Genomic DNA, 23,698 nt, shown 5'->3' with positions numbered 1-23,698 from the left:
CCCGAGCAAGACGGATTGCCGGGCCCGAAAAATAGGCGTAAAGTCGCACTAACAAGAGCCCCCGTCCAGGGGCTCTTGCCGTTAAGAACAACTCATGACCGCCCAGCCCCTTACCCCTTACTGTGGTCGCTTTGCGCCTAGTCCCAGTGGTCCCTTGCACGAGGGTTCGCTGGTTGCCGCCATGGCCAGCTACCTGGATGCACGCGCCCAGAGCGGGCGTTGGTTATTGCGCATTGAAGATATAGACACGCCACGCGTTGTGAAAGGGGCAGACCAGCTCATCATGCAGCAATTGCAAGGCCTGGGCATGCACTGGGACGGCGAGGTGGTTTGGCAAAGTCAGCGTCTGGCCCGTTATCAGGAGGTGTTCGACAGCCTGCGCGAGCAGAATCTGGTTTACGGCTGTGCCTGCACACGCCAGGAAATTCTGGCCGCCTCCCTCCCTGTCAGCCCGGAAGCCACGGACCATCCCTATGCAGGCACCTGCCGACATGGCATTGCCGCAGGCCGCAGCATCCGCGCCTGGCGGCTGCGCGTCCCCAAAGGGGTGGAGAGCTTCACCGATCGCTGGGCCGGGCCGCAGCAGCAAGATGTCGCCCAAGAAGTCGGGGACTACATTATTAAACGCGCCGACAAGCTCTGGGCCTATCAGTTTGTAGTGGTCATTGATGATGCAGACAGCCAGATCACCGATGTGGTACGAGGTGCAGATCTGTTAAGTTCCACGGCACGCCAGCGCGTTCTGCAAGGCATGCTGGGACTGCCTGTCCCGCGCACCTTGCATGTGCCGCTGGCCTGCGACAGCCAAGGCCGCAAGCTCTCCAAACAGAACCATGCCCCGGCCTTCGATCTGGAGCACCCCTTGGAGACACTGCAACGGGTCTGGGCCTTTCTGGGCTTTGCACCTGTTGCGGCTAGCACGCTGGACGCATTCTGGAGCCAGGCTACCCGTGCCTGGGCACAGCGTTTCCCGCTGCCGGACAAGCGTCAAGGTTTCAAATAAACGACAGTTTCTACCCTAACAATCGATTTATGTTTCAATCATGAAGACGCCCTGTCGCACAGGGCGTCTGCCAGAGCAAAACCCGGTAAAAAACGGCCTTGCTGCTCACGGCAGAACCCACCCAAGCCCTGAACACCCCATTTGCCCCCTACCGCAAATCAGCGTAAAGTTTGGTCACTGGTTACCGAAATCACGCAGTTTTTTTAATCACTTAGGACGGCAACCTTATATCCATGTTTGATATCCTGGTTTATCTATTCGAGACGTATTACAACCCCCAGTCCTGTCCCAAGGCGGAGGTTCTGGCCCACAAGCTGGCGGCTATTGGCTTTGAAGACGAGGACATCAACGACGCACTGGGCTGGCTACATGCACTGGGCGAGACCTCGCAACAGTGTCAGCCTACCGCTCAACTCAGCCCCAACAGTCAGCGTATTTTTTCCGAGCACGAACAACATGTGCTGGGCGCTGACGCCATGGGTTTCATCACCTTTTTGCAAAATTCCGGCGCCCTGACCGCCCACCTGCGCGAAATTCTGATTGAAAGCGCTATGGCGGTGGATGAAAGCCCGGTCTCTTTGGACAAAATAAAAATTGTCGCCCTGATGGTTTTGTGGAGCCACGAAGCCGAAATCGATCATCTGATCTTTGAAGAGCTGCTCAGCGACGACTCCACCCGTCAGTCCCATTAAGCGAATACACAGGAACTCGTTTTTATTTGTCGCAACGGCCCCCATCAAAAGAGGCCTTTCCTTCATCTCAAGAACGCAGGCCCGAATTCGATCCCAGATCGGATTCGGGCCTTTTTGATGGTTCTTGCTGTCTTCGAGGGCATCGGCTTGAGCGTCGCTATAAAAGCCCGATGCAAGGACTGATGGCACGTCGGATTGTCTTGATGAAAGGCAATCCGACTACCGCTTCATGCGTGCGACCGATAAGCCCGGACTTATTGAATAGCCTGCCTGTCCTTGTCCAGCATTGCACGCAACAGGCTCTGGCCATCTTCGACCACCGCAAATTCGCCATAGCGGGCTGCATCAAAGCGATCTGCCGAACCTTCTGCAAAGAACCAGGCATCGGTACCCGGCGTCCAGTTATTGCGGTGACGCCGCATGCGCAAGCGCATCACCTCATCTGGCTCAGCCACCGGCCCAGCGTCATTCCACAGACGTTCCTGACCATCCAGATCCAGATACACCCCTTTGAGTTGAGCCACCTTGTGCTCATCGAGCTGTACCCCCACCAGAACCCACTGCTGGGCATCCATTTTGGCCTGTGCCGCTTTGGGCAAACTCCAGGAAAGAGCTGACAGGCTTTGTGACAGGGCGAAGTTCAGGGACATGTAATCACCCTGCATCAAGGAGCGCGGGTCCACGGGAGCCAGCTCCAGCAATACCGTCTGACCATCGCGCAAAATCCGTTCCTTTTGCACAATCGCCACGTTTGCCACGCCCAGCACCAGCACCGTCCCCAACAGCACGCTGACCACCACGCCTTTGGGAGGAGCCTGAAGCACGGTACCCACTCCGGCCGGCTTGCGACTTAACTGCCCCAGATAGGCAAACACCACGCAGCCCAAGCCCGTGGCCAGCAATAGCTCGGCCTTATCCAACAAGCTGATGTTCAGGATGTAATACAGGCGCCACAGACAAAACAGGCCCATCACAACGGCCACGGCCAGCAGACTCAGGTAGCGCCAGGCATACGCCACCAGAATCCAGCTCAGGGCCAGGGCAAGCGGCGGGTAGGGTGTCCAGACCGCACACAAAGCCGCCACGCCCAGCAAAGCGATGCCAAAGACCCGCGTTTGCTCACGCCAGGCGCGCCAATAGAATGCCAGGATGGCAACGGGCGCCATCGCCAGCAGGAAACCGGTCGCGGTCAGATAAGGCCGCGACTCGCCCCAAAAGGGCATGGAATAAAACAGTGCGCCGGCCGAGGCCAGATGAAGCTGGGACACCAGCAGCAAGGACCAGAACAGGGGCAGCCAGAAGTGGGGCTTGCGTTCACCACGCAACTGGAAGTGACCAAGCAACAGTGCGCCAAAGAACATCAAGGCAGCAGGCAGCTCCAATACCCAATAAGGCAGCGTCGTCCAGCGCTCAAACAGGCGCTCAACCACCAGGAACTCGATGGCCGCCAAGGCCCAGAGCACCAGCAGCATGCGCAATACAAACTGGCCCTTGGCCAACCTGTACAACACCGTGCTGATCACAAGCGCCAACAAGGCACTGATCTCGGGCGGCCAGGGATAGCGCGCCTCGACAATGGGTACGCTGAGCAAAAGCAGCGCACACGCCACCCAGCCGCCCACCAGATCCCGACTCTGTACCGTATGAGCCTTGGCAAAAAGCGCGGGCGAAGCCAGGGCCATGATGCCACCCAGAACACCCAGAGCCTCCAGACTCAGATCCAGAGAAATCGCCAGGTAAAGCAGGACAAGCAGCGGCAAGAGCAAATAAAGAAACAGCTTGATCAGGCGCAGATACCAAGGGTGGTGCTCGTCCGTATCCTGAAGCGCGATGGAGTCAGCCTGAGCCGTGTCGTGAGCCGGCAAACCAGCATCTGCTTGAACGCCCAACGCTGCCTTAACCCGCGTCTCCGTCGTTCCCGCGACCGTGCTTGCAGCATGCGCAGCGTCCGCTGCCCAAACCGATCCTTGCGTGCGCCGCCAATGGATGACCTGTTGCTGCAAGAAACGCAGCAAGCCCAGACCCAGGCCCACAATCACCACCACGATCAACAAAAAGGCGTTCCCGGCATATTCGATAATCAACATGCTCAACGCACCATACGCGCCGAACGATGCCAGTGACATGATCAACAAGTCCGGGCGCCGGTAATGGTAAATAGCGTAGAGCGCCAGAAACAGGATCAGTCCCAGCAGGAAATCGCCCTCCAGAACCTGCATGCCCATGAAAAAACCCACGGCAATGCCAGCGACTCGCGGCAAGATACGCCACGGATCACGTCGGGCACGCCAGATCGTCTCGGCTGCCAGCAATAAAAGCGCGTTAACTGCCAGCGCCAGCAAGGTCTGTGTCGTGCTCCCCCGACCGAACCAGTCCAGGCGGGCGACATCAATCCATAAGTACAGGGCGGTATTGAGAAGCACCACGAACAGCACTGACAGAAAGACACTGCGCACGGCCAATACCCAAGGTATGATCAGCACAGTCCACAATGCGAAAAGCTGCCAGGGGTCTGCGCCAGTCTGATAAGTCTGGCCGATCAGCGCCAGCAAGCCGCCCGTAGCTACGGCGGCCAAGCCCGTCAGGGCAGCGGGCACGCCCAGATCATGACCCCAGCCACCGGCGCGTCGGCGAAACAGCCAGGCCAGCCCGGCAGAAACCAGCACCGCGCCTTGGGCCAGGGCAAATTTGGCACCATTTCCCCAGTCGTCCCAATGGGCCGCCACCCAGGTCACCAGTCCGCTGGCGAGCAGCAAAACAGCCAGGCCCCAGGCGAGTTTTGTGAGAAACACTCGCCAGTCCGTTGGCCATACGTTAGTCTTGTCAGGTCTCATAACTTGCATAGAGGGATAAGCACCTCGTATCATTTCGCGCATTGCAGCGCAGTTGCTGTCACTGGAATCATATGGATAAAACACTAATCATTGCCGAGAAACCTTCAGTCGCCGTAGATATCTCGCGGGCATTGGGCGGTTTCACTCGAGAAGGTGATTATTTTGAAAGCGATCGCTACGTGCTGGCCTCCAGCATTGGCCATCTGCTGAGCCTGGTGGCCCCTAATGATCCGGTCCGCGGCAAGTGGAGCTTCACGCATTTACCCGTCATCCCCCCTCAATTTGAGCTCAACCCTACCGACAAAAAATCGACTGAACGCCTGAAACTGCTGGTCAAGCTGATCAAGCGGAAAGATGTCACCGCGGTAATTAATGCCTGTGACGCGGGACGCGAGGGTGAGCTGATTTTTCGCTACATTATGCAGTACGCCGGAACGAAAAAACCGGTGCAACGGCTTTGGTTACGTTCGATGACTCAATCGGCGATCCGCGAGGCCTTTGAAAACCTGCGTGACGACGAGGACATGAAACCGCTGGAGGCGGCAGCCCGTTCGCGTGCCGAGGCCGACTGGCTGGTGGGCATCAATGGCACTCGTGCCATGACGGCCTTCAACAGCAAGGACGGCGGTTTCTTCAAAACCCCTGTGGGCCGTGTGCAAACTCCCACGCTGGCTATCGTCAACGAACGCGAGAACCGGATTCGTCAGTTCGTGTCACGCGATTACTGGGAAGTACACGCAGACTTTATCGCTGCTGCCGGTCTGTACACGGGCCGCTGGTTTGACCCCAAATTCGTCAAGGACGAGCACGACCCCGAGAAAAAAGACTCGCGTCTGTGGTCCCTGACCGCGGCTCAAACGATTGTGGCTGCCTGCCGCGAACAGCCTGGTGTGGTCACCGAGGAATCCAAGCCCAGCACGCAGATGTCGCCCGCGCTGTTTGATTTGACCTCGCTGCAACGGGAAGCCAACTCGCGCTTCGGTTTTTCTGCCAAGACCACCTTGTCCCTGGCACAGACCTTGTACGAACGCCACAAGGCACTGACGTACCCCCGTACCGATTCGCGCTATCTGCCCGAAGACTATATCAGTACGGTGCAAGAGACCATGCGTGCGCTGGCAGACAGCGGCACGCCTGCCAGCGCCTCAGTACAGCCCTTCGCCCAGGAAGTGGTCGAGCAAAAATGGGTGAAACCCAACCGTCGGATCTTTGACAACAAGAAGGTCTCGGATCACTTTGCCATCATCCCCACCTTGCAGGTGCCTCGGGAGCTGAGTGATGCCGAGCACAAGATTTATGAGCTGATCAGCCGTCGCTTCCTGGCCGTGTTCTTCCCGGCCGCGGAGTTCCGCGTCACCACGCGTATCACGCAGGTGTCCGGCCACCACTTCAAGACCGAAGGCAAAGTACTGGTCAAACCGGGCTGGCTGGCTATTTATGGTCGCGATGCCCAGGGTGAAGATGCGTCCCTGGTGCCCGTTGCCGATGGCGAGAAGGTGCGCACCGAAGACGTGAACACCAAGGCCCTGGCCACCAAGCCGCCCGCACGCTTTACGGAAGCGACCTTGTTGTCGGCCATGGAAAGCGCCGGCAAGCTGGTGGACGATGAAGCCCTGCGCGAAGCCATGTCCGAACGCGGACTGGGCACGCCTGCCACGCGTGCAGCCATTATCGAAGGTCTGCTGAACGAAGCCTATCTGCGTCGGGAAGGCCGCGAACTGGTGCCTAGCGCCAAGGCGCGCCAATTGATGACTTTGTTGTCCGGTCTGGGCGTTAGCGAACTGACTTCGCCTGAGCTGACCGGCGAGTGGGAGCACCAGCTCAAGCAGATCGAGCAGCGTCAGTTGGACCGCGATGTGTTCATGCGTGAAATCGCGCAAATGACGCAAGTGATTGTCAAACGCGCGAAAGAGTACGAACGCGACACGGTTCCTGGTGATTACGCAACCTTGCAAACGCCATGTCCGAAATGTGGCGGCGTGGTCAAAGAAAATTACCGTCGTTACGCCTGCACGGCTTGCGATTTTTCGATTGGCAAGCACCCCGGAGGCCGCACCTTTGAGCTGCCCGAAGTGGAAGAACTGCTGGCCAAGAAAGAGCTAGGGCCATTGCCCGGCTTCATCAGCAAGATGGGACGTCCCTTTGCGGCACTCTTGCGCATTACCGACGAGTACAAGCTGGAGTTCGACTTTGGCCAGAACGACGACGAAGACGACGAAACGCTGGATTTCAGCGGCCAGACCCCGGTCGGCCCTTGCCCCAAGTGCCAGTCCTCCGTCTTTGAACACGGTTTGCGCTACTTGTGCGAGAAGTCCGTTGGCCCATCCAAAAGCTGTGATTTCCGTAGTGGCAAGGTGATCTTGCAACAGGAGATCACCCGCGAACAGATGGCCAAATTGCTGGGCGAGGGTAAGACAGACCTGCTCGATGGTTTTGTGTCCTCGCGCACCAATCGCAAGTTCAAGGCCTTCCTGGTTCGTCAGGCCGACGGCAAGATCGGCTTTGAGTTCGAGCCGCGGCCCGAGAAACCGGCCCGCAAAACGGCGGCCAAGAAAACGGCGACCAAAGCAGCCGCGAAAAAGACCGCCGTCAAGAAAACAGCGGCCAAAAAGACCGCCGCTAAAAAGACAGCTGCAAAAAAGACAGCGGCCAACACGGCAGACTGATTGTTCAGCCCGCTTTATCCGCAGCAACCAGGCCTCCCACTCGGGAGGCCTTTTTCATGTCCCGTCTCATGATGCCTACCCACCGGATACACCCGTGTTTTGACGGTCAGCCGACTTATATTAAAATAAGAATCGTTTTTATTTGCTTTACTAATTCCAACTCTACTTTTGCCCCGCAGGCATCTTCCGCCCATGCCGACAAAACCCCGTGCTTCTTCCCACCATCGGCGCAATGCGTTGGTCGATGCCTTATGTGAACACTACGAGGATCTGCTGGGTCAATTACGCCGACGTTTTGGTGCTCAGCATTTTGCGCAAGATGTTCTGCACGACGCCTGCCTGCGTTTGCTAGAGCGCCCTTCGCGCCCCGAACCCCGTTCCCCTCTGGCCTTGTTGCGCCGCATCTTGCACCATCTGGCGATCGACCGCTACCGCAGCGACCAGCGTCGCTGCAGCCATCACGAGGTTCACCTGCGTCCCGAAGACCACCCATGCCCGGCAGCGACACCCGAACAGCAGGTAAGCGCCCGTCAGGCATTAAATCACCTGATGCAAGCGATTCACAGTTTGCCGCCTCGCTGCAAAGAAGTGTTTATCTTGCACAAAATTCACCATATCAGCCAAGCAGAAGTCGCTCGTCTGCAGGCCATCTCAGTCAAAACCGTTGAAAAACATATACGGTTGGGCATGGAACACTGCCGTCGCCACATGGAGCGCTGCTAAATGAATTCCACCGCTGATCCGGTTCCGCCCACTCACGATCACGCCGCTGATTCCCCCTTGGACAAGCTGCTCAGCCAGCATCAGACAACGCTGCGGGAGCAGTTTCCGTTGCCCGATCTGGAGCAACTGGCCCGGCAGGCCAGCGAGCGTAAACGACAACGAGAGAAACGTCGGGCCGGCTCGGCCCTGCTGGTTCTGGCAATGATGGCAACCGGCTTATGGTACTGGAACCCGGCCTGGCGGCACGAAACGATCAGCACTACGGCCCATACTCAGCAACGCCTTACCCTGTTCGATGGTTCCGTCGCCACCCTGGACCGCAACACCCGCCTGTCTGCCACCTGGCGACTGCGCAGCCGGGACATCCAGCTGGAGCAGGGGCGGGCGTATTTCGATGTCAGCCACTCAGCCTGGCGTCCTTTCCAGGTGCAGGCGGGCACCGTGCAAGTGCGCGTGCTGGGCACGCGCTTTGCAGTTGAACACGAGCCCGACGCTCTTGTCGTGACCGTAGAGCAGGGGCGGGTACAGGTGCGCGACCAGGCCCATCAGCCGACCGTCAACCATATCTTGCAGGCGGATGAACGGCTACAAGTCGATGCTGCCGGAGTAGGGCCGATTGAAACGGTGCAGGCCGACACGCTGCTGGCCTGGCAACGCGGTCAACTGCTGATCAACGATTTGCCTCTGGAACAAGCCGTCCATCAACTGCAAGCCTATCTGCCTCAAACCCTGCGGGTATCTGACCCGGCCTTGGCCCAACGCCGAGTCAGCGCCGTTTTCCAGCTTGCAGCTCTGGACCAACTGCCCACCCTGCTGCCCAAGGTCTGGTCGGTCGAGCTTCAACAACAGGCTGATGGCAGCCTGTTGCTGCTGCCCGCCAAAAAGTAATTATTTGTAAAGGAGGTAGGGGTACGGCTGTTTTAAAACGGCTTCGCTCTATCAGTCCTCCTTTTCAAGGTACTTTGTTCATGCGCCTGACGCTCTCTACCCCCTTGGCTGCCCTGACCGTGGTCAGCATCAGCACGGCTGCTCATGCCCAGACTCTGAACTTCAATCTGCCCGCCCAGCCCTTAGGCACCGCGCTAACCCAGATTGCCAGTCAGGCCGGCATACAAGTTTTTTTCACTCAAGATCTGGTCGAGCACCGCCTGGCACCTCCTTTACACGGCAGCTACACCGCTACCCAGGCTTTGCAAAGCGTCCTGAATGGCTCGGGGCTGGCACCCCGTCAAGTCGGCGCTGGCTCCTACACTTTGCAGACTGCCCCGTCACAGCCCAAGACCCAGGACGCTCCCATCCGGCAAGGGGAAACACTGGCCGCAGTGACCGTTGTCGCCTCGCGCACCCCAAAATCCATTGATGAGACAGCCAACACCGTCTGGGTCATTGACTCAGAGCAGATTGCGGAACAGACCCGAGGCGGCGTGTCCCTGAAGCAAATGCTCGGGCAACTGATCCCCGGCCTGGACCTGGGGGGACAATCCCGCACCAATGCGGGTCAGTACCTGCGGGGCCGACCCACGCAGGTCATGATCGACGGCATTTCCCTGAACGGCTCGCGTCAACTGAGCCGGCAGTTTGATTCGATTGACCCCTTCAATATCGAACGCATCGAGGTCTTGTCGGGAGCCACAGCCATTCACGGCGGCAATGCCACAGGCGGGATCATCAATATCATTACCAAACGCGCCGAACCCGGTCCGGCACGATTTGTCTCCGAGCTGGGAGTACGAAGCGGTCTGCAAGCAGGCGATGACCTGAACACCACCTTGTCGCAGTCCGTCGAAGGCGGCAACGAGACCGTTCAAGGGCGTTTGGCCTTGTCTCTGACCCGCAATGGCGGCGCCTATGACAGCCAGGGCGATCGCGTCCTGCCCGACATTACCCAGACAGACCTGCAGTGGAACCGGTCTCTGGACCTGATGGGCACCTTGAATGTGGATCTGCAAGAGGCGGGCGAACTGCGCCTGCTGGCCCAGTACTACGACTCCGGCTTCAAACCGGGCAAAGCGCTATGGCTGCGCCCGGGCCCCAACGACAATATCCTCAACCCCTCTGAACTGGATATACGCAGCGGGTTTGACTCGAACTACAAACCCCGCACCGAACGCCAGATTCTGGCGGCCGACTATTACAAAAGTGATGTGCTGGGCGGCCAGGATTTGTATCTGAAGGCCTACTATCGCAATGAGTCCATGCGTTTTTATCCCTACCCGGATTCAGACGCCAACCCGCTCGTCCCCGGCAAACGCATTTACAACTGGAGTGTGTCCACACAGGAAACCGAGACATTCGGCCTGAAAGCCATGCTCAACAAGGACTGGGACCGCTTCAGCCTGAATTATGGCGTGGATTACGATCACGAAACCTTCAAGGCCACCCAGACCATGTTCGACATCAACAAGGCGATGGACAGTGGGGGGCTGGAGTTTGACAAGGTGGCCAGCCTGCCGCGCTACCCCGGCTTTCGCAATCACATACTGGGAGCCTTTGCACAGGCTGACCTGCATCTGACTGACAAGCTGAGTCTGAGCGCCGGGCTGCGCAAGCAACACGTCCGTGTGCAGGTGGACGACTTTGTTCAGGGCATACAACAACGTCTGGTTCTGTCCGGCTACGGACAGTCGGCCGATGCCATTCCAGGCGGGCGCAACAGCTACGGCACGACCTTGTTCAATGCCGGTCTGATCTACAAGCTCAGCCCGGCCCAGCAGGTGTGGGCCAATTATTCCGAAGGGTTCGAGCTGGCAGACCCCGCCAAGTACTACGGAACGGGCGCCAGCTATTCACTGATCGACAATCACTGGGCGCTGGGTCGCCACATCAGCGTGGCGGACTCCAGCATGGCGGCCATCAAAACCCGCTCCACCGAAGTGGGCTGGCGATACAACGATGGCCCGCTCTCTACCCAGGTCGCTCTGTTTCATTCGCAATCTGACAAGTCGATCGCCCTGGACCGCAACACGCTGAATATCTCGCTGGTGGACTCCAAAGTGCGTAACTACGGTCTGGAAGGGCAACTGGATCTGCGCCTGAACCACGGCTGGAGCACCGGGGCCAGCCTGCTGCTGATTCGCAATGAAGAGCTGAAAGACGGCCGCTGGCAGCGGCGCGGCATTTACTACTCCAGCCCCTCCAAGGCTACCGCCTATATCGGCAAGCAGGGCAGTAACTGGGCAGTCCGCGCGCAGGTAGCCCACTCGATGAAACTGCGCAGCGACATCCCCAGTGTCGGGGGCGGCCAGCAACAAGAATCCCTGCCCAGTCTGACCCTGGTGGACCTGCTGGGACGCTACCAGTTCGATCACAGCGCACAGGTCAAGGGCACGCTGTCGCTGGGGATTCAAAACCTGTTCAACAAATCCTATGAAACACGGTGGGGCCAGCAGGCCAAGCTAATCTACAGCGGCATCATTGCCCCCAGCGTGCTGGATTTCCGCGGCCAAGGGCGTACTTACGCGCTGACCTACACGCTGCAATACTAAGGATTGTTTCTATGAAAACCCATTGGATCTTCGCGCTGCTGGCCACCAGCAGCGCCCTGGCCTTGCCAGTACAGGCCCAGCGCCTGTGCAGCCCCACCACGAGCCACGTACAGACAGTCGTTGGGCCGGGCGTTTACGAGCTGGCCTACAGCCCCCGCCAAGACGCCGTCTATGCGGCCGTGGCCGGTGGTTTCAACGACGACGCGCCACCGAGCAGCCTGGTACAGCTGGACGCCGCCACCTTGCAGGAACAAAGCCGCCTGCTCTTGCCTTATCGCGCCTTCGGACTGGCTCTGGACGATCAGGCTAATCGTCTGTACGTGGGGCACTCCCTGCAAGGACGCATCAGCGTAATCGATACACAGCGCAATCGCAGGCTGCACACAGTACAGCTAAGCCAGCTCCGACCGGATGGCAAGCGCTATGAACATGACCTGCGCGGCCTTATTCTGGACAAGTCCCAGGGCCTGCTGTTTGTCCCCGGCCTGTCTGCCGGCCAGAGCGTGCTTTTCGTGCTGGATAGTCGGAACCTCGCGCTAAAAACCCGTATTCCCGACCTGGGCTTTTATCCCACCGGGCTGGCGCTGGATGAGCAAGGCGGGCGACTCTATGTGTCCACCATGGCAGGGGAAATCGTGGTGATCGACACCCGGGCCCTGCGTATCCAAGAACGCTGGACCCTGCCCGGCGTGCATCAACCCATCAATCTGGCCTACTATCAGGGCCGCCTGTACGTAACTGACCAAGGGCTGGATTCCATTACCCCCTGGCAACAACGGCTTTTACCCAAGCGCGACTGGAGCGGCTCACGCCAGCAAGTGTTGATGCTCGATGCCACGGACGGGCAGATTCTCGCGGCTCAGCCCGTTCAGGGCAATCCGCTGGCAATCCGTCTTGATACGGCGGCGGGCCTGGCCTACGTGTCCGAGCGTAGCGAGCGACGGGTGGCCGTCTACTCCTTGGATACCTTGCGCCCGGTGGCCGCTGCCACCACCGACAAACTCACCAACAGTCTGGCGCTGGATACACGCACTGGACGCGTCTACGTGTCCTTGAAGAACCCTGCTAAAGGACAAGAGCTGCAGGACGAATCCGTGGGGCTGCTGTGTTTTGACCCCACGCCTCAAAGCGGCCAGTAAAACAGCGCCTTGGCCAACACCACGATCAATAAAACGTGAACAAAAACGCTCAGGTGAATAATGCGGGACCGGCGCGCCGTCATGGTTTTGCGCCGGCTCATCACCATGACCGTCAGAAAGTGCCCAAATACGCTGAGCGCCAGGGTGATTTTCAAGCCCAGAATCCAGGCACGGGCGCCACCCACCTCAAACAGGGCCCGATGCTGCCAGGCCAGACTCAAACCTGCTCCATAAAGCAGTAACAGAACCCAGGGCATGATGCGGCGGGCCCGCCGCCCCAAGGCATACTCAAATTCCCGCATGGCCGGGCGGGACACCTGACGCGCCAGGGGAGTCAGCATCAGCACCTCGAAAAAGACCGTGCCAATAAAAAAAATCGCAGCCAGAAGGTGCACCAGCAAGAGGGCAAAATACGTCATGGACAATGCTCAACAAGGCAGACAATTTATCAACGGTACACCAGGTCCCGAGCCCACAAACTGACTTCTGGCACATAGCTGATCAGCATCAAGCACGCCACCACCACCAGCACAAACGGGATCAGGGGCCGCACCAGTTTTTCCAGGGAAATACCCGCCACCGAGCAGGCCGCAAACAGATTCACGCCAAAGGGCGGGGTCACCATGCCCAACGCCAGGTTGACCACCATGAGCACGCCAAAGTGCGCAGGATCAATACCAAACTGTATGGCCACCGGCAGCAGCAACGGGGCCAGCACCACGATGGAGGCTGAGGTTTCAATAAACATGCCCACGACAAACAAAGCGGCATTGACCCCCAGCAGAAACAGGACGGGGCTGCTGAATACGTCCCCCAGCCACGCCCCGAAAGCGGCCGGGATGCCGGTGCGGTTCAGCAAAAAGCCAAACACACCCGCATTGGCGATGATAAACATGATGACTGCTGTCGATACCACCGAACGGTGCAGCACCTTGGACAGGTCCCGCCAGCTCACGCTGCGGTAGACAAACAGCCCCACGACCAGGGCATAGACGACCGCGACCGCCGAGGCCTCGGTGGGCGTGAAGACACCGCCGTAAATGCCGCCAAGAATGATGACCGGCATCAACAAGGCCAGCCAGGACTGGCGAAATGCGGTCCAGACTCCCAGCCGGCCGTGCCCATCCTGCAAACCCAGGCCGTGGCGGCGGGCATACAACCAGACATAGAGCATCAGGGCGCAACCAATCAGCAAGCCGGGACCAAGGCCGGCCACAAACAGCTCGCCTACCGAGGTATCGGTGGACACCGCAAACAAAATCATGGGGATGGAGGGCGGCACGATCACCCCCAGCTCCGCCGCCGAGGCCTGCAAAGATGCTGCAAACGGTGCCGGGTAACCATGACGCACCATCGCCGGAATCAAAATCGCCCCCACCGCAAATGTGGTCGCCACACTGGAACCGGCCACGGCTGCAAAGATCATGCAGGTCAGCACACAGCTGCACGCCAAACCGCCTTGCACGCCGCCCACCAGACTTTTGGCGAACTCCACCATGCGGTTGGACATGCCACCGGCCTCCATCAGGTTGCCCGCCAAAATGAAGAAGGGCACCGCTACCAGAGGGTATTTATCCAAGGCCGCATACAACTGCTGGGCGATAACCAGAAAAGTCATACGCCCGTCCCACGCCACCCCCACCATATTGGCCAGCCCCACAGCAATGGCCACGGGCACCGTCAATACAAAAAACAGCAGCATCGATACCAGCATGATCTGGGACACGATAGGGTCTCCGGTCTAAGCAGCGTCCCGTCTGGCTTGCCCCGTTCGGGGATGCCTTACAAGCCTGCCATCAAGTCTTGAATCAGAGTTGCGTGGCGTCCACCACGGCCGCCGGCGGCTTTTCCATCCATCGGGCCAGCAGCCCCAGCATGGCCAGTACCGCCCCGATCGGAATGGCAATATATACCCAGGAAATGGACCACTCCAGACTGGGCATGGTTTGAAAGCGAACCCGCCATGCCATCTGTCCCCCCAACCAGGCCAGCAGGCCAAAAAAGCCCAGGCAAGACAGCAGCACGGCCACATCCAGCCAATGCTGCGTTCGCGTGCCCACCCATAATCGCACCACATCGACACTGAGCATGGCCCCCTGGCGCAAGGCCAGACACAATCCCAGCATGACGGTCCAGATCAGGGCGGCGCGCGACCAGGCTTCGCTCCAGTCGGCAGGCGACTGGAGAACAAAGCGGGCCACGACCTGATAAAACGCTGCCGCCACCGCCGAGAGCAGCAATAACTGCGTCACCCAGGACACCAGCCGGAACACGCCCTTATCCAGCATGAACAGCAGTGCTTTCATGATGCGGATCGCTTAGGGAGTCTGACGAATGGCCTCGACCAGTTCCTGGCCGAACTGTTTGTAATACTGGGGGTAAACCGGCTCCACCGCTTTGGCAAACGCCGCGTGATCGACCGTATTGACCTGCATGCCCTCGGCCTTGACCGCATCCACGCCGGTTTTTTCAATATCGTCCACATAATCGCGCATGGCCTGGGCCGCGGAAATGCCGGCATCGCGCATCAACTGCTTGTCCTGATCGGACAGGCCGTCATACACCGCGGGCGACATCAGCACCAGGGCAGGGCCATACACGTGCGCCGTCAGCGACAGGTACTTCTGCAATTGCGGCAGCTTGGCCGACACAATGACTGACAAGGGATTTTCCTGCCCATCAATCGTGCCTTGTTGCAAAGCGGTTGCCACTTCGGGCCAGGCCATCGGGGTCGCCAAAATACCGATTTCCCGGAAAGCCGCGATATGAATGGGGTTTTCTGTGGTGCGGATCTTCAAGCCCTTGGCATCGGCCGGGGTAGTGACAGGACGCACATTATTGGTCAGGTGACGGAAGCCTTGCTCTCCCCAGGCCAGTGCCACAATTCCGCGCTTGGGAAACTCCGCCAGCATGTCCTGTCCAATCTTGCCATCGAGCACATGACGGGCATGCTGGAGATCGCGAAACAGAAAAGGAATATCGAACACGCCGGTCTTGGGCACAAAGTTCAGGGTTGCGCCGGTAGAGACAATGGCAAGATCAATCGTGCCCAGCTGCAAGCCTTCAATAACTTCGCGCTCGCCGCCCAAGGCACTGTTCGGAAAGGCCTCGATGGTGTAATTGCCATCCTTTTCCAGTGCGCTGGCAAAGGCCTTGGCACCGGCCCCATAGTGAGAGCTGGTGGACAAGGCATAAGCCAGTTTCAGTGGGGTCTGGGCCGACGCCACCCCCATCGCCAGGCCCAAGCCCAGCATCAATCCCGCGGCCAAAAGACGGTTCTTCATGTGACGGTACATCATGCATGCCCCTCCTGTCTGAATGGATCAGTGTATTTAATGCGCAGTACCCGGGCGGGGACATAGGGGTTTTTACGCCCGTGTCCCCACCAGGCACTTTATTCTTCTACATACCAGTTATCTTCGGACAACATCACCTGTTGATGCCCATAGCCGGCAGGCATCATGGGGAAGCAGTTCTCCAGCGCCAGCACCTCCACGTTCAGAAAGAACGGGCCGTCGTGGGCTAGGCAACGCTCCAGCGCCGCATCCAGCTGATCGGGATGCTCCACGCGCTCGGCTTCCCAACCAAAGGCGCGCGACAAGGCCACAAAATCCGGCATGGCTTCGTTATAGCTATGGCTATAACGACCATCATGAATCAGCTCTTGCCACTGACGCACCATACCCATGTGGCGGTTATTGCACAGAATCACCTTGATCGGCGTGCGATGCTGCACCGCACTGGCCAGTTCCTGAATATTCATCAGTACCGACGCGTCCCCACTGACACACACCACCAGCTTGTCCGGATGTGCAATCTGCGCCCCAAAAGCAGCGGGTATGCCATAACCCATGGTGCCCGCCCCCCCTGAGGTCAACCAACGGCGGGGACGATCAAACTTGATGTACTGCGCTGCCCACATCTGGTGCTGACCGACGTCCGTGGACACGATGGCGTCGCGACCTTCCAGGTGCGCATCCAGGCGCTGCAGCAAATCTTGCGGCAAAATGGCATCGCTGCGCGGGGTAACTTTCAGGCATTCCTGCGCACGCCACACGCCGATGCGTTGCCACCAGTCATTCAGACGGCCTTCGGGCAAGTCGTGGTGGGACAGTTCCTTGCGCAAGGCGCGCAACAAGGGGTAGCAATCACCCACCAAAGCCACATCAGCACGCACCACCTTGTCGATGGAACCGGGGTCGATATCAATATGAATCTTGCTGGCGTGCGGGCAGAAATCGGACAGGCGGCCGGTAATGCGGTCGTCGAAACGCGCGCCCACGCAGATAATCAAATCGGCATGGTGCATGGCCAGATTGGCCTCCAGCGTCCCGTGCATGCCCAGCATGCCCACGAACTGCTCATCACGCGCAGGATAAGCACCCAGGCCCATCAAGGTCAGCGTGCAGGGGGCGCCGGTTTCCTGCACCAGGCTGGTGAAGGCATGGCTGGCATCCGCACCGGAATTGATCAGCCCGCCACCACCATAAAACACGGGGCGTCGCGCATGCGCAATCATGGCAGCGGCACGTTTGATGGCCGCTTCCTGAGCAGGCGCCGGCGCTGCCGGGGCCAGCAGACTGTCGGCCTCGTCCTGGGCAGGTGCCTCGCTGCTGGCAGCAGGCAAGGTAGCAATCTGAATGTCTTTAGGAAAATCCAGCAGTACCGGGCCAGGACGACCCTGGGTACACAGGCGCAAGGCCTTGGCGGTCAGCGAAGCCACATCCTCAATGCGCCGTACCTGCGCATTCCACTTGGTCACAGGACGTGAAATGCCGATGGCATCACACTCCTGAAACGCGGCGGTACCAATTGCCGTCGTCGCCACTTGTCCACTAATGCACAGGACAGGAATAGAATCACACAAGGCATCGAGCAAACCGGAGGTGGTATTGGCCATACCCGGGCCCGATGTCACCAGCACCACGCCAGGCTTACCGGTACTGCGGGCATACCCTTCCGCTGCATGCACCGCAGCTTGCTCGTGACGGACCAGAATATGACGAATTCGCGGTTGGGCATGCAGAGCATCATAGAGCGGTAACACCGCTCCGCCAGGATAACCAAAAATGGTATCTACACCCTGAGCGATCAAGGTTTCGAGCAAGATTTGCGCGCCGTTGTGGGCGGTCGTTTCAAGTGACATGGTTGCGTAGCCCTGCATGTTTTGTAAGATAGAGATCGCCGTCCAGTTTATCCCCTTTTACAGGCTGATTCCCCATGGTCACTCAACGCCAACCCTGGCACGTCGTCAAACCATCCAAACTGCATGGCAATGGCGTGTTTGCGCTACGCGATATCCCTGCCGGGACACGCATCCTGCAATACGCCGGCAAGCGACTGACGCCCGAACAGGCCGATGCCTTGTTTCCAGTCAATCCCGACGAGCCTTTTCACACCTTTTTCTTTGCCCTGAGCAACGGCAAGATCGTGGACGGTGGCCAGGGGGGCAACGATTCACGCTGGATCAATCACTCCTGCGCCCCCAACTGTGAAGGGCACGAGAATGCTGACGGCTCGCGTGTCTTCATTGTGGCCATGCGCGATATCCCGGCCGGGGAAGAGCTTTTGTACGACTACTCGCTGGTCATCGACGATGACATTACCGAGGAGCTCAAGCAGAACTATCGCTGTCTGTGTGGTGCCCCCCAATGTCGGGGCACCATGATCGCGCTGCCCGAGGACCGTGCCCAAGCAGTTGCAGAAGAGCTGCGCGAGGTCGCCGCCGAGCTGGATGCGGAAATGGAGCAGGCACGCAGGGCACCGGTCTCGTCCAGGCAACGCGCAGCGGACCCGCAGACTGATGAGCACCCGGCGCTGCAAGAAGACACAAGGGATCAAGAGGCACCTGACGCTGCGCTGCAGGACACGTCAAACTCAAGCGACAAGGACAAAAAGAGCAAAAAAGACAAAAAGAAGAAGAAAGAAAAGGCCAAAAATAAGGATAAAAACAAGGACAAAAAGTCCTCCAAAAAGGACAAAGAAGGCAAAAAAGGGAAAAAAGATCGCAAAAAAGAGTAAGCTGTCCCCCAGCTTGCATTAGCCCAGGCAGCCTTACCGGCCGCCTGCACCCTTGCTGAACACCCGCACAGCAGGCCCGGCAACACCCCTGCCGGGCTCTTCCAGAGCGCCACACACAGGCCTATCTGTCGTGCCGGGCCAGGTTTTACACCTCATCAGCCAGGCGACACACCACCCCCTATCGCGTGTGTATTCGCCCCTATCCCTATCGTTTCGTCCCCGGCCAATCCTGGCCCGCGGCTGCGTTTGCACCGGGGGAAATTACTCACTGCCAGCCCCGTCCCTGACCGCTAGCATGTAGCTTTATTGCCCGATCTGACAGACCTCATGGATTCAAGTTCTACAGATATATCTACCCATCCCGCCAGCGCGCCGACCGAACCAGGTCCACGCGTTCCCTTGCAACTGGAAGACTGGGCTTCGGTCCTGATCATGGCGACCTTGGCGCTGATTACCTTTGCCAACGTGTTTGTGCGCTATCTGACCGATAGCTCTTTTGCCTGGACCGAGGAAATCTCCATCTTCTTGCTGGTGGTCCTGACCATGAATGCCGGGGCCAGCGCCTGTGTACGACACCTCCATATCCGTATCGAAGTCTTTGCTGATGCGGGGACTCAGCGCCGTCAACGCCGGCTGGCCTTGTTCGGCATTGGCATGAGCCTGCTGTTCTTCATTGGCCTGGCCGTGCTGTCCGGGCGTATGGCACTGGATGAATTCGAATGGGGCGATACCTCTCCTTCGATTGGCGTGCCGACCTGGTGGTACAGCATGTGGCTGCCCATTTTGTCCACCACCCTGAGCCTGCGCTTGCTGGGCATGTGGATGCGTCGCTGGCGGGCCAAGTCATGATTGCTACCTTGCTGTTTGTCATCTTCATCGGCCTGATGCTGGCAGGCGTGCCCGTGGGCGTGTCCCTGGGCATAGGCGGGGCTTTTGCCATCCTGATGTCCAATCTGGATACGCACTGGTTTGGCCTGATGGCCGTACCACAAAGCTTTTATGCCGGCCTGGCCAAGTACCCCCTGCTGGCCATCCCCATGTTCGTTCTGGTGGGCTCTATTTTTGACCGCTCCGGGGTGGCCAGTCGCCTGGTGAACTTTGCGGTTGCCCTGGTCGGCCGTGGCCCAGGCATGTTACCCGTCGTGGCGATTGGAGTGGCCATGTTCCTGGGGGGGATTTCCGGCTCCGGGCCGGCCTGTGCCGCCGCGGTGGGTGCGGTCATGATCGGCGCCATGAAGCGCGCCGGCTACCCTGGCCCCTTTGCCGCCAGTATTGTGGGCGCCGGTGCCGCCACCGACATCCTGATCCCGCCTTCCATCGCTTTTATCATTTACTCGGTGCTGGTGCCTGAAGCCTCGGTTCCCGCCCTGTTTGCCGCAGGCATGTTCCCGGGCATTCTGGCCGGTATCGGCCTGATCATCCCGGCGATCTGGCTCTCGCGCCGCCACAAACTGGGCCTGGCCGAGGCCGAACTGCCCCGGCCGCCCTTCTGGCGCAGCTTGCGCGAAGCCGCCTGGGGACTGATCGCACCGGTCATCATTCTGGGTGGTATGCGCCTGGGTCTGTTCACCCCCACCGAAGCCGCTGTGGTGGCCGTGTTCTACGGCCTGTTCGTAGGCATGGTTATCCATCGCACCATCCAATTTCGCGACCTGTTCTTGATCTTGCGCGAAGCGGCCGAATTATCGGCTGTCATCATGATGGTGGTCGCACTGGCCGGCATCTTTGCCTGGGCGCTGTCCACCCTGAGCATTATTGACCCGGTCACAGATGCAATCATCCACTCCGGTCTGGGTGAGTACGGCATTCTGGCCCTGATGATCGTCATGCTGATTGTGCTGGGCATGTTCCTGGACGGCATTTCAATCTTCCTGATTTTTGTTCCGCTGTTCATGCCGATCGCCTACAACTTTGGCTGGCACCCCGTCTGGTTTGGCGTGCTGCTGACCCTGAACGTAGCCCTGGGCCAGTTCACGCCACCGGTCGCCGTGAACCTGATGGTGGCCTGCCGGATTGCCGGTGTACCAATGGAAAGCACCTTGCGCTGGGTCGGCTGGCTGCTGCTGGGTATGGGTACCACCATGCTGCTGGTCATCATCGAGCCCGACATCGCCTTGTGGCTACCCCGCTACCTGGGCTTTAACTAAAACCGCATTACTGCACATCCACTCATCGAAAGGGAGACCTGATCCATGAAAATACGTCATATTCTGGCTGCTCTGGCCTGTACGGCTGCCACTGTGGCCGTGGTTCCAGCGGCCCAGGCCGCTTACAAATCCGAGTACAAACTATCCATTGTGGTGGGCACTTCCTTCCCGTGGGGCCAGGGGGCGGTGATCTGGTCCGACCTGGTGCGCGAGCGCACCGACGGGCGCATCAACATCAAGATCTACCCCGGCACCTCGCTGGTACAAGGCGACCAGACGCGCGAGTTCACTGCCATTCGGCAGGGCATGATTGATATGGCGGTGGGCTCCACGATCAACTGGTCCCCCCAGATCAAGCAACTGAACCTGTTTTCCTTGCCCTTCCTGCAGCCCGATTCCAAGGCCACCGACGCCTTGATCCACGGCGAAGTGGGCAAGGACCTGTTCGGCTACATTGAGAAAGCGGGCGTCGTGCCGCTGGCCTGGGGGGAAAACGGCTTTCGCCAGCTCAGCAACTCCAAGCACGAAGTCAGCAAACCCGAAGACATGAAGGGCCTGAAACTGCGTGTGGTGGGCTCGCCCCTGTACATGGACACGTTCAGCGCACTGGGTGCCAATCCCACGCAAATGAGCTGGGCCGATGCGCAGCCCGCCCTGGCCAATAAGGCCGTGGACGGCCAGGAAAACCCCTTGTCCATTTACGCCGGCGCCAAACTGTACGACGTGCAGCAGCAATACCTGACCTTGTGGAACTACGTGTCTGACCCACTGGTGTTTGTGGTCAACCGCGAGGTGTGGAAATCCTGGAGCGAAGAAGACCAGAAGATCGTACGCGAAGCCGCGATCGAGGCTGGCAAGCGCGAAATCGAAATCGCCCGTAAAGGCATCACGCCCCAGGACCCTTCCTTGCTCAAAGAAATCGAGAGCCACGGCGTGAAGATCACCACCCTGACGCCAGATCAACACGCAGCCTTTGCCAAAGCCACAGAAGGCGTCGTTGAGAAATGGACCAAGACCATTGGTGAGGATCTGGTGCAGAAGGCACGCGACGCGATTGCCGCCAGCCGCTAAGCAGCTGGTCTGGACCGATTGAAAAAGGGGCAGCGACAGGTCAGAAGGGATGCGATCCTGGCCGACCTCCTGCCCGTCGCTGCCGGATGCCTTGAGCAGAGCCGAAAAGACCTGATCCTTGGGGACAGTACGGCCTGATACCGGGCCGCCAAACTGGACATGACGACAAAACCGGGGTTCTACCCGCTCTGACTGGCCGCCAGAGGCGGCCCCGGCAAACTATTATTGAAATGCCGTTTCCAGAAAGCTGCGCAGCTTGCGCGAATGCAGTCTTTCTTTAGGCATGTCACGCAGCAGCTCCAGTGCCCGGATACCGATATGCAAATGTTGGCCAACCTGGCGCGCGTAAAACTCGCTGGCCATGCCCGGCAGTTTCAACTCGCCATGCAAAGGCTTGTCCGACACACACAGCAAGGTGCCATACGGCACACGGAAGCGGAAACCGTTGGCGGCAATCGTGGCCGACTCCATATCCAGCGCAATCGCCCGCGACTGCGACAGGCGTCGTACCGGCTCGTGGTGATCCCGCAGCTCCCAGTTGCGGTTATCAATGGACGCCACCGTTCCCGTGCGCATGATGCGTTTGAGCTCCCAGCCTGACAAGCCGGCGACCTCAGCCACTGCCTGCTCCAGCGCGACCTGGATTTCGGCCAGGGGAGGAATGGGTACCCAGGTGGGCAAATCCTCGTCCAGAACGTGATCCTGACGTACATAGCCATGGGCCAGCACGTAATCGCCCAAACGCTGGGTGGTGCGCAAACCGGCGCAGTGGCCCAGCATCAGCCAGGCAGCAGGTCGCAAGACGGCCACGTGATCGGTAATGGTCTTGGCATTGGATGGTCCCACACCGATATTGATCAGCGTGATGCCAGAATGATCGGCACGGCGCAAATGGTAAGAAGGCATCTGCGGCGCCCGAGCCAGGGGCGAGCCTGTTGTTGAAGCATTCGCACCTGCGGGGGTGATGATATTGCCCGGCTCCACCAGATCGATATAGCCTTGCTCATCAGCCTGCAGCACTTCACGCGCCCACTGGCAAAATTCGTCCACATAGAACTGGTAATTGGTGAACAAGACAAAGTTCTGGAAATACTCGGGCCGGGTGGCACTGTAATGCTGCAGACGGTGCAAAGAGTAGTCAATGCGTGGCGCGGTAAAGGGAGCCAGCGGCAAGGGCTCGTTGTGGACACGCTCCCAGGTGCCGTTAACAATGGCATCGTCCATATAGGCCAGATCGGGCACATCGAAGTGATCGCGCAAGGTATCCCCTGGCGATTCGGGCACACTCGTCACGGTAGACTGCACGCCATTGTTCAGCGCGAAATGCAGCGGGATGGGCACGGAGGACTCGCCCACTTCCACCTGCACGCCGTGATTGCGTAGCAGCAGCTCCAGCTGCTCCAGCAAGTAATCGTGATACAGGCCGGGAGCGGTAATGGTGGTCATGTACACACCAGGCTCGACCACATGCCCATACGACAGACGGCTGTCCACTTCCTGATAGGTCTCGACTCGCAAACGTACAGCAGGGTAGCAGGCCCTGAAACGCTGCCCGCGTGGAAAACCGGTCTCCAGGCACTGGGCAAAAGAATCACGCAAGAAAGCGGTGTTGCGATCGTAAATATGACGCAACTGTTCCAAAGCCTGGCCGGCGTCCAGATAACCCGTGAATGGAATCAGTTCAGGCGTGGACGTAATACGGGAAAAACCGCTGGGATCAGACATAACAAGTATTCCAAGGGAAAACACAGACAAGCAGATCTGCAAGCATCATAAGCTGTTTATCGTGTCGCCTCCTACACGGCTCCATGACAAATTCAGCCATCTCCGGCCGGCCTTCTTCTTGCTTGCCCGATCGCCTCTCTCCCTTCGGGGGCGCCGTGCTGTCGCGCTTATTCAACCCGATTCCCGCCCGCC

The 23,698-nt window shown here is 58.9% G+C and carries 18 protein-coding genes; 11 read left to right on the top strand and 7 right to left on the bottom strand.

What is annotated here, in order from left to right; all coding sequences use genetic code 11:
• The first annotated feature begins 94 nt into the window (after nucleotides 1-94).
• A complete protein-coding gene (gene gluQRS / locus RSQ48_RS00645) occupies nucleotides 95-1,003 on the top strand; it encodes a tRNA glutamyl-Q(34) synthetase GluQRS (RefSeq protein ID WP_415302039.1) in 909 nt (302 codons plus the stop codon).
• A gap of 233 nt (nucleotides 1,004-1,236) precedes the next feature.
• The gene (locus tag RSQ48_RS00640) at nucleotides 1,237-1,695 is read left to right on the top strand and encodes a DUF494 family protein (protein WP_003800559.1); all 459 of its coding nucleotides are present in this window, start codon (nucleotides 1,237-1,239) and stop codon (nucleotides 1,693-1,695) included.
• 254 nt (nucleotides 1,696-1,949) lie between these two features.
• Here the strand turns inward: RSQ48_RS00640 and RSQ48_RS00635 are convergent, their stop codons facing one another.
• Nucleotides 1,950-4,487 carry a GDYXXLXY domain-containing protein gene (locus RSQ48_RS00635; protein ID WP_131071144.1) on the bottom strand — a complete coding sequence of 846 codons (2,538 nt, stop codon included), beginning with the start codon at nucleotides 4,485-4,487 and terminating at the stop codon, nucleotides 1,950-1,952.
• Between the two features lie 113 nt (nucleotides 4,488-4,600).
• Here RSQ48_RS00635 and RSQ48_RS00630 point away from each other — a divergent pair, with 113 nt between their 5' ends.
• From RSQ48_RS00630 to RSQ48_RS00610, 5 genes are all read left to right on the top strand, one after another.
• A complete protein-coding gene (locus tag RSQ48_RS00630) occupies nucleotides 4,601-7,195 on the top strand; it encodes a DNA topoisomerase III (protein ID WP_003800563.1) in 2,595 nt (864 codons plus the stop codon).
• Nucleotides 7,196-7,387: 192 nt separating this feature from the next.
• Complete coding sequence (locus RSQ48_RS00625) at nucleotides 7,388-7,918, top strand: RNA polymerase sigma factor (RefSeq protein ID WP_415302038.1); 531 nt, start codon at nucleotides 7,388-7,390, stop codon at nucleotides 7,916-7,918.
• The gene (locus tag RSQ48_RS00620) at nucleotides 7,919-8,806 is read left to right on the top strand and encodes a FecR family protein (protein WP_415302037.1); all 888 of its coding nucleotides are present in this window, start codon (nucleotides 7,919-7,921) and stop codon (nucleotides 8,804-8,806) included. It abuts the gene before it with no gap.
• 80 nt (nucleotides 8,807-8,886) lie between these two features.
• Nucleotides 8,887-11,403, top strand: a complete 2,517-nt coding sequence (locus RSQ48_RS00615; RefSeq protein WP_415302036.1) for a TonB-dependent siderophore receptor — start codon at nucleotides 8,887-8,889, stop codon at nucleotides 11,401-11,403.
• An 11-nt stretch (nucleotides 11,404-11,414) separates the two neighbouring features.
• Nucleotides 11,415-12,542: a YncE family protein gene (locus tag RSQ48_RS00610; protein WP_415302035.1), complete on the top strand. Its 1,128-nt coding sequence runs from the start codon at nucleotides 11,415-11,417 to the stop codon at nucleotides 12,540-12,542.
• Here RSQ48_RS00610 and RSQ48_RS00605 read toward each other — a convergent pair.
• The 5 genes from RSQ48_RS00605 to ilvB all read right to left on the bottom strand — a co-directional run bounded on the left by RSQ48_RS00605 (nucleotide 12,527) and on the right by ilvB (nucleotide 17,706).
• A complete protein-coding gene (locus RSQ48_RS00605; protein ID WP_003800572.1) occupies nucleotides 12,527-12,961 on the bottom strand; it encodes a CopD family copper resistance protein in 435 nt (144 codons plus the stop codon). The two genes, RSQ48_RS00610 and RSQ48_RS00605, sit on opposite strands and share 16 nt — an antisense overlap.
• Before the next feature lie 29 nt (nucleotides 12,962-12,990).
• Nucleotides 12,991-14,268 carry a TRAP transporter large permease gene (locus RSQ48_RS00600; RefSeq protein WP_003800573.1) on the bottom strand — a complete coding sequence of 426 codons (1,278 nt, stop codon included), beginning with the start codon at nucleotides 14,266-14,268 and terminating at the stop codon, nucleotides 12,991-12,993.
• Between the two features lie 82 nt (nucleotides 14,269-14,350).
• Nucleotides 14,351-14,848, bottom strand: a complete 498-nt coding sequence (locus RSQ48_RS00595; protein WP_003800574.1) for a TRAP transporter small permease — start codon at nucleotides 14,846-14,848, stop codon at nucleotides 14,351-14,353.
• 12 nt (nucleotides 14,849-14,860) lie between these two features.
• Nucleotides 14,861-15,826 (bottom strand): TRAP transporter substrate-binding protein, encoded by a 966-nt coding sequence (locus RSQ48_RS00590; protein ID WP_039943153.1) that lies wholly within the window; start codon nucleotides 15,824-15,826, stop codon nucleotides 14,861-14,863.
• A 110-nt stretch (nucleotides 15,827-15,936) separates the two neighbouring features.
• Complete coding sequence (gene ilvB / locus RSQ48_RS00585) at nucleotides 15,937-17,706, bottom strand: biosynthetic-type acetolactate synthase large subunit (protein ID WP_003800576.1); 1,770 nt, start codon at nucleotides 17,704-17,706, stop codon at nucleotides 15,937-15,939.
• A gap of 56 nt (nucleotides 17,707-17,762) precedes the next feature.
• Here ilvB and RSQ48_RS00580 point away from each other — a divergent pair, with 56 nt between their 5' ends.
• The 4 genes from RSQ48_RS00580 to RSQ48_RS00565 all read left to right on the top strand — a co-directional run bounded on the left by RSQ48_RS00580 (nucleotide 17,763) and on the right by RSQ48_RS00565 (nucleotide 21,781).
• A complete protein-coding gene (locus tag RSQ48_RS00580; RefSeq protein WP_003800577.1) occupies nucleotides 17,763-18,563 on the top strand; it encodes an SET domain-containing protein in 801 nt (266 codons plus the stop codon).
• A gap of 327 nt (nucleotides 18,564-18,890) precedes the next feature.
• Nucleotides 18,891-19,412 carry a TRAP transporter small permease gene (locus RSQ48_RS00575; RefSeq protein ID WP_131071141.1) on the top strand — a complete coding sequence of 174 codons (522 nt, stop codon included), beginning with the start codon at nucleotides 18,891-18,893 and terminating at the stop codon, nucleotides 19,410-19,412.
• Nucleotides 19,409-20,710 carry a TRAP transporter large permease gene (locus tag RSQ48_RS00570; RefSeq protein ID WP_415302034.1) on the top strand — a complete coding sequence of 434 codons (1,302 nt, stop codon included), beginning with the start codon at nucleotides 19,409-19,411 and terminating at the stop codon, nucleotides 20,708-20,710. Before RSQ48_RS00575 ends, RSQ48_RS00570 begins: the two co-directional genes overlap by 4 nt.
• Nucleotides 20,711-20,755: 45 nt before the next feature.
• On the top strand, nucleotides 20,756-21,781 hold the full coding sequence (locus RSQ48_RS00565; RefSeq protein ID WP_003800580.1) for a DctP family TRAP transporter solute-binding subunit: 1,026 nt from the start codon (nucleotides 20,756-20,758) through the stop codon (nucleotides 21,779-21,781).
• Nucleotides 21,782-22,003: 222 nt separating this feature from the next.
• On the opposite strand, the gene RSQ48_RS00560 is transcribed toward RSQ48_RS00565, so the two are convergent.
• Nucleotides 22,004-23,506, bottom strand: coding sequence for an AMP nucleosidase (locus RSQ48_RS00560; protein WP_003800581.1), 1,503 nt, complete (start codon nucleotides 23,504-23,506; stop codon nucleotides 22,004-22,006).
• Nucleotides 23,507-23,698: the final 192 nt, after the last annotated feature.

The sequence above is a fragment of the Alcaligenes sp. SJTW-7 genome, from assembly GCF_047716895.1.
GTDB classification, from domain to species: Bacteria; Pseudomonadota; Gammaproteobacteria; order Burkholderiales; family Burkholderiaceae_B; genus Alcaligenes; species Alcaligenes ammonioxydans.
Note: the sequence above shows the minus strand (reverse complement) of the source record. Positions and strands in the feature narration are given on the sequence as shown.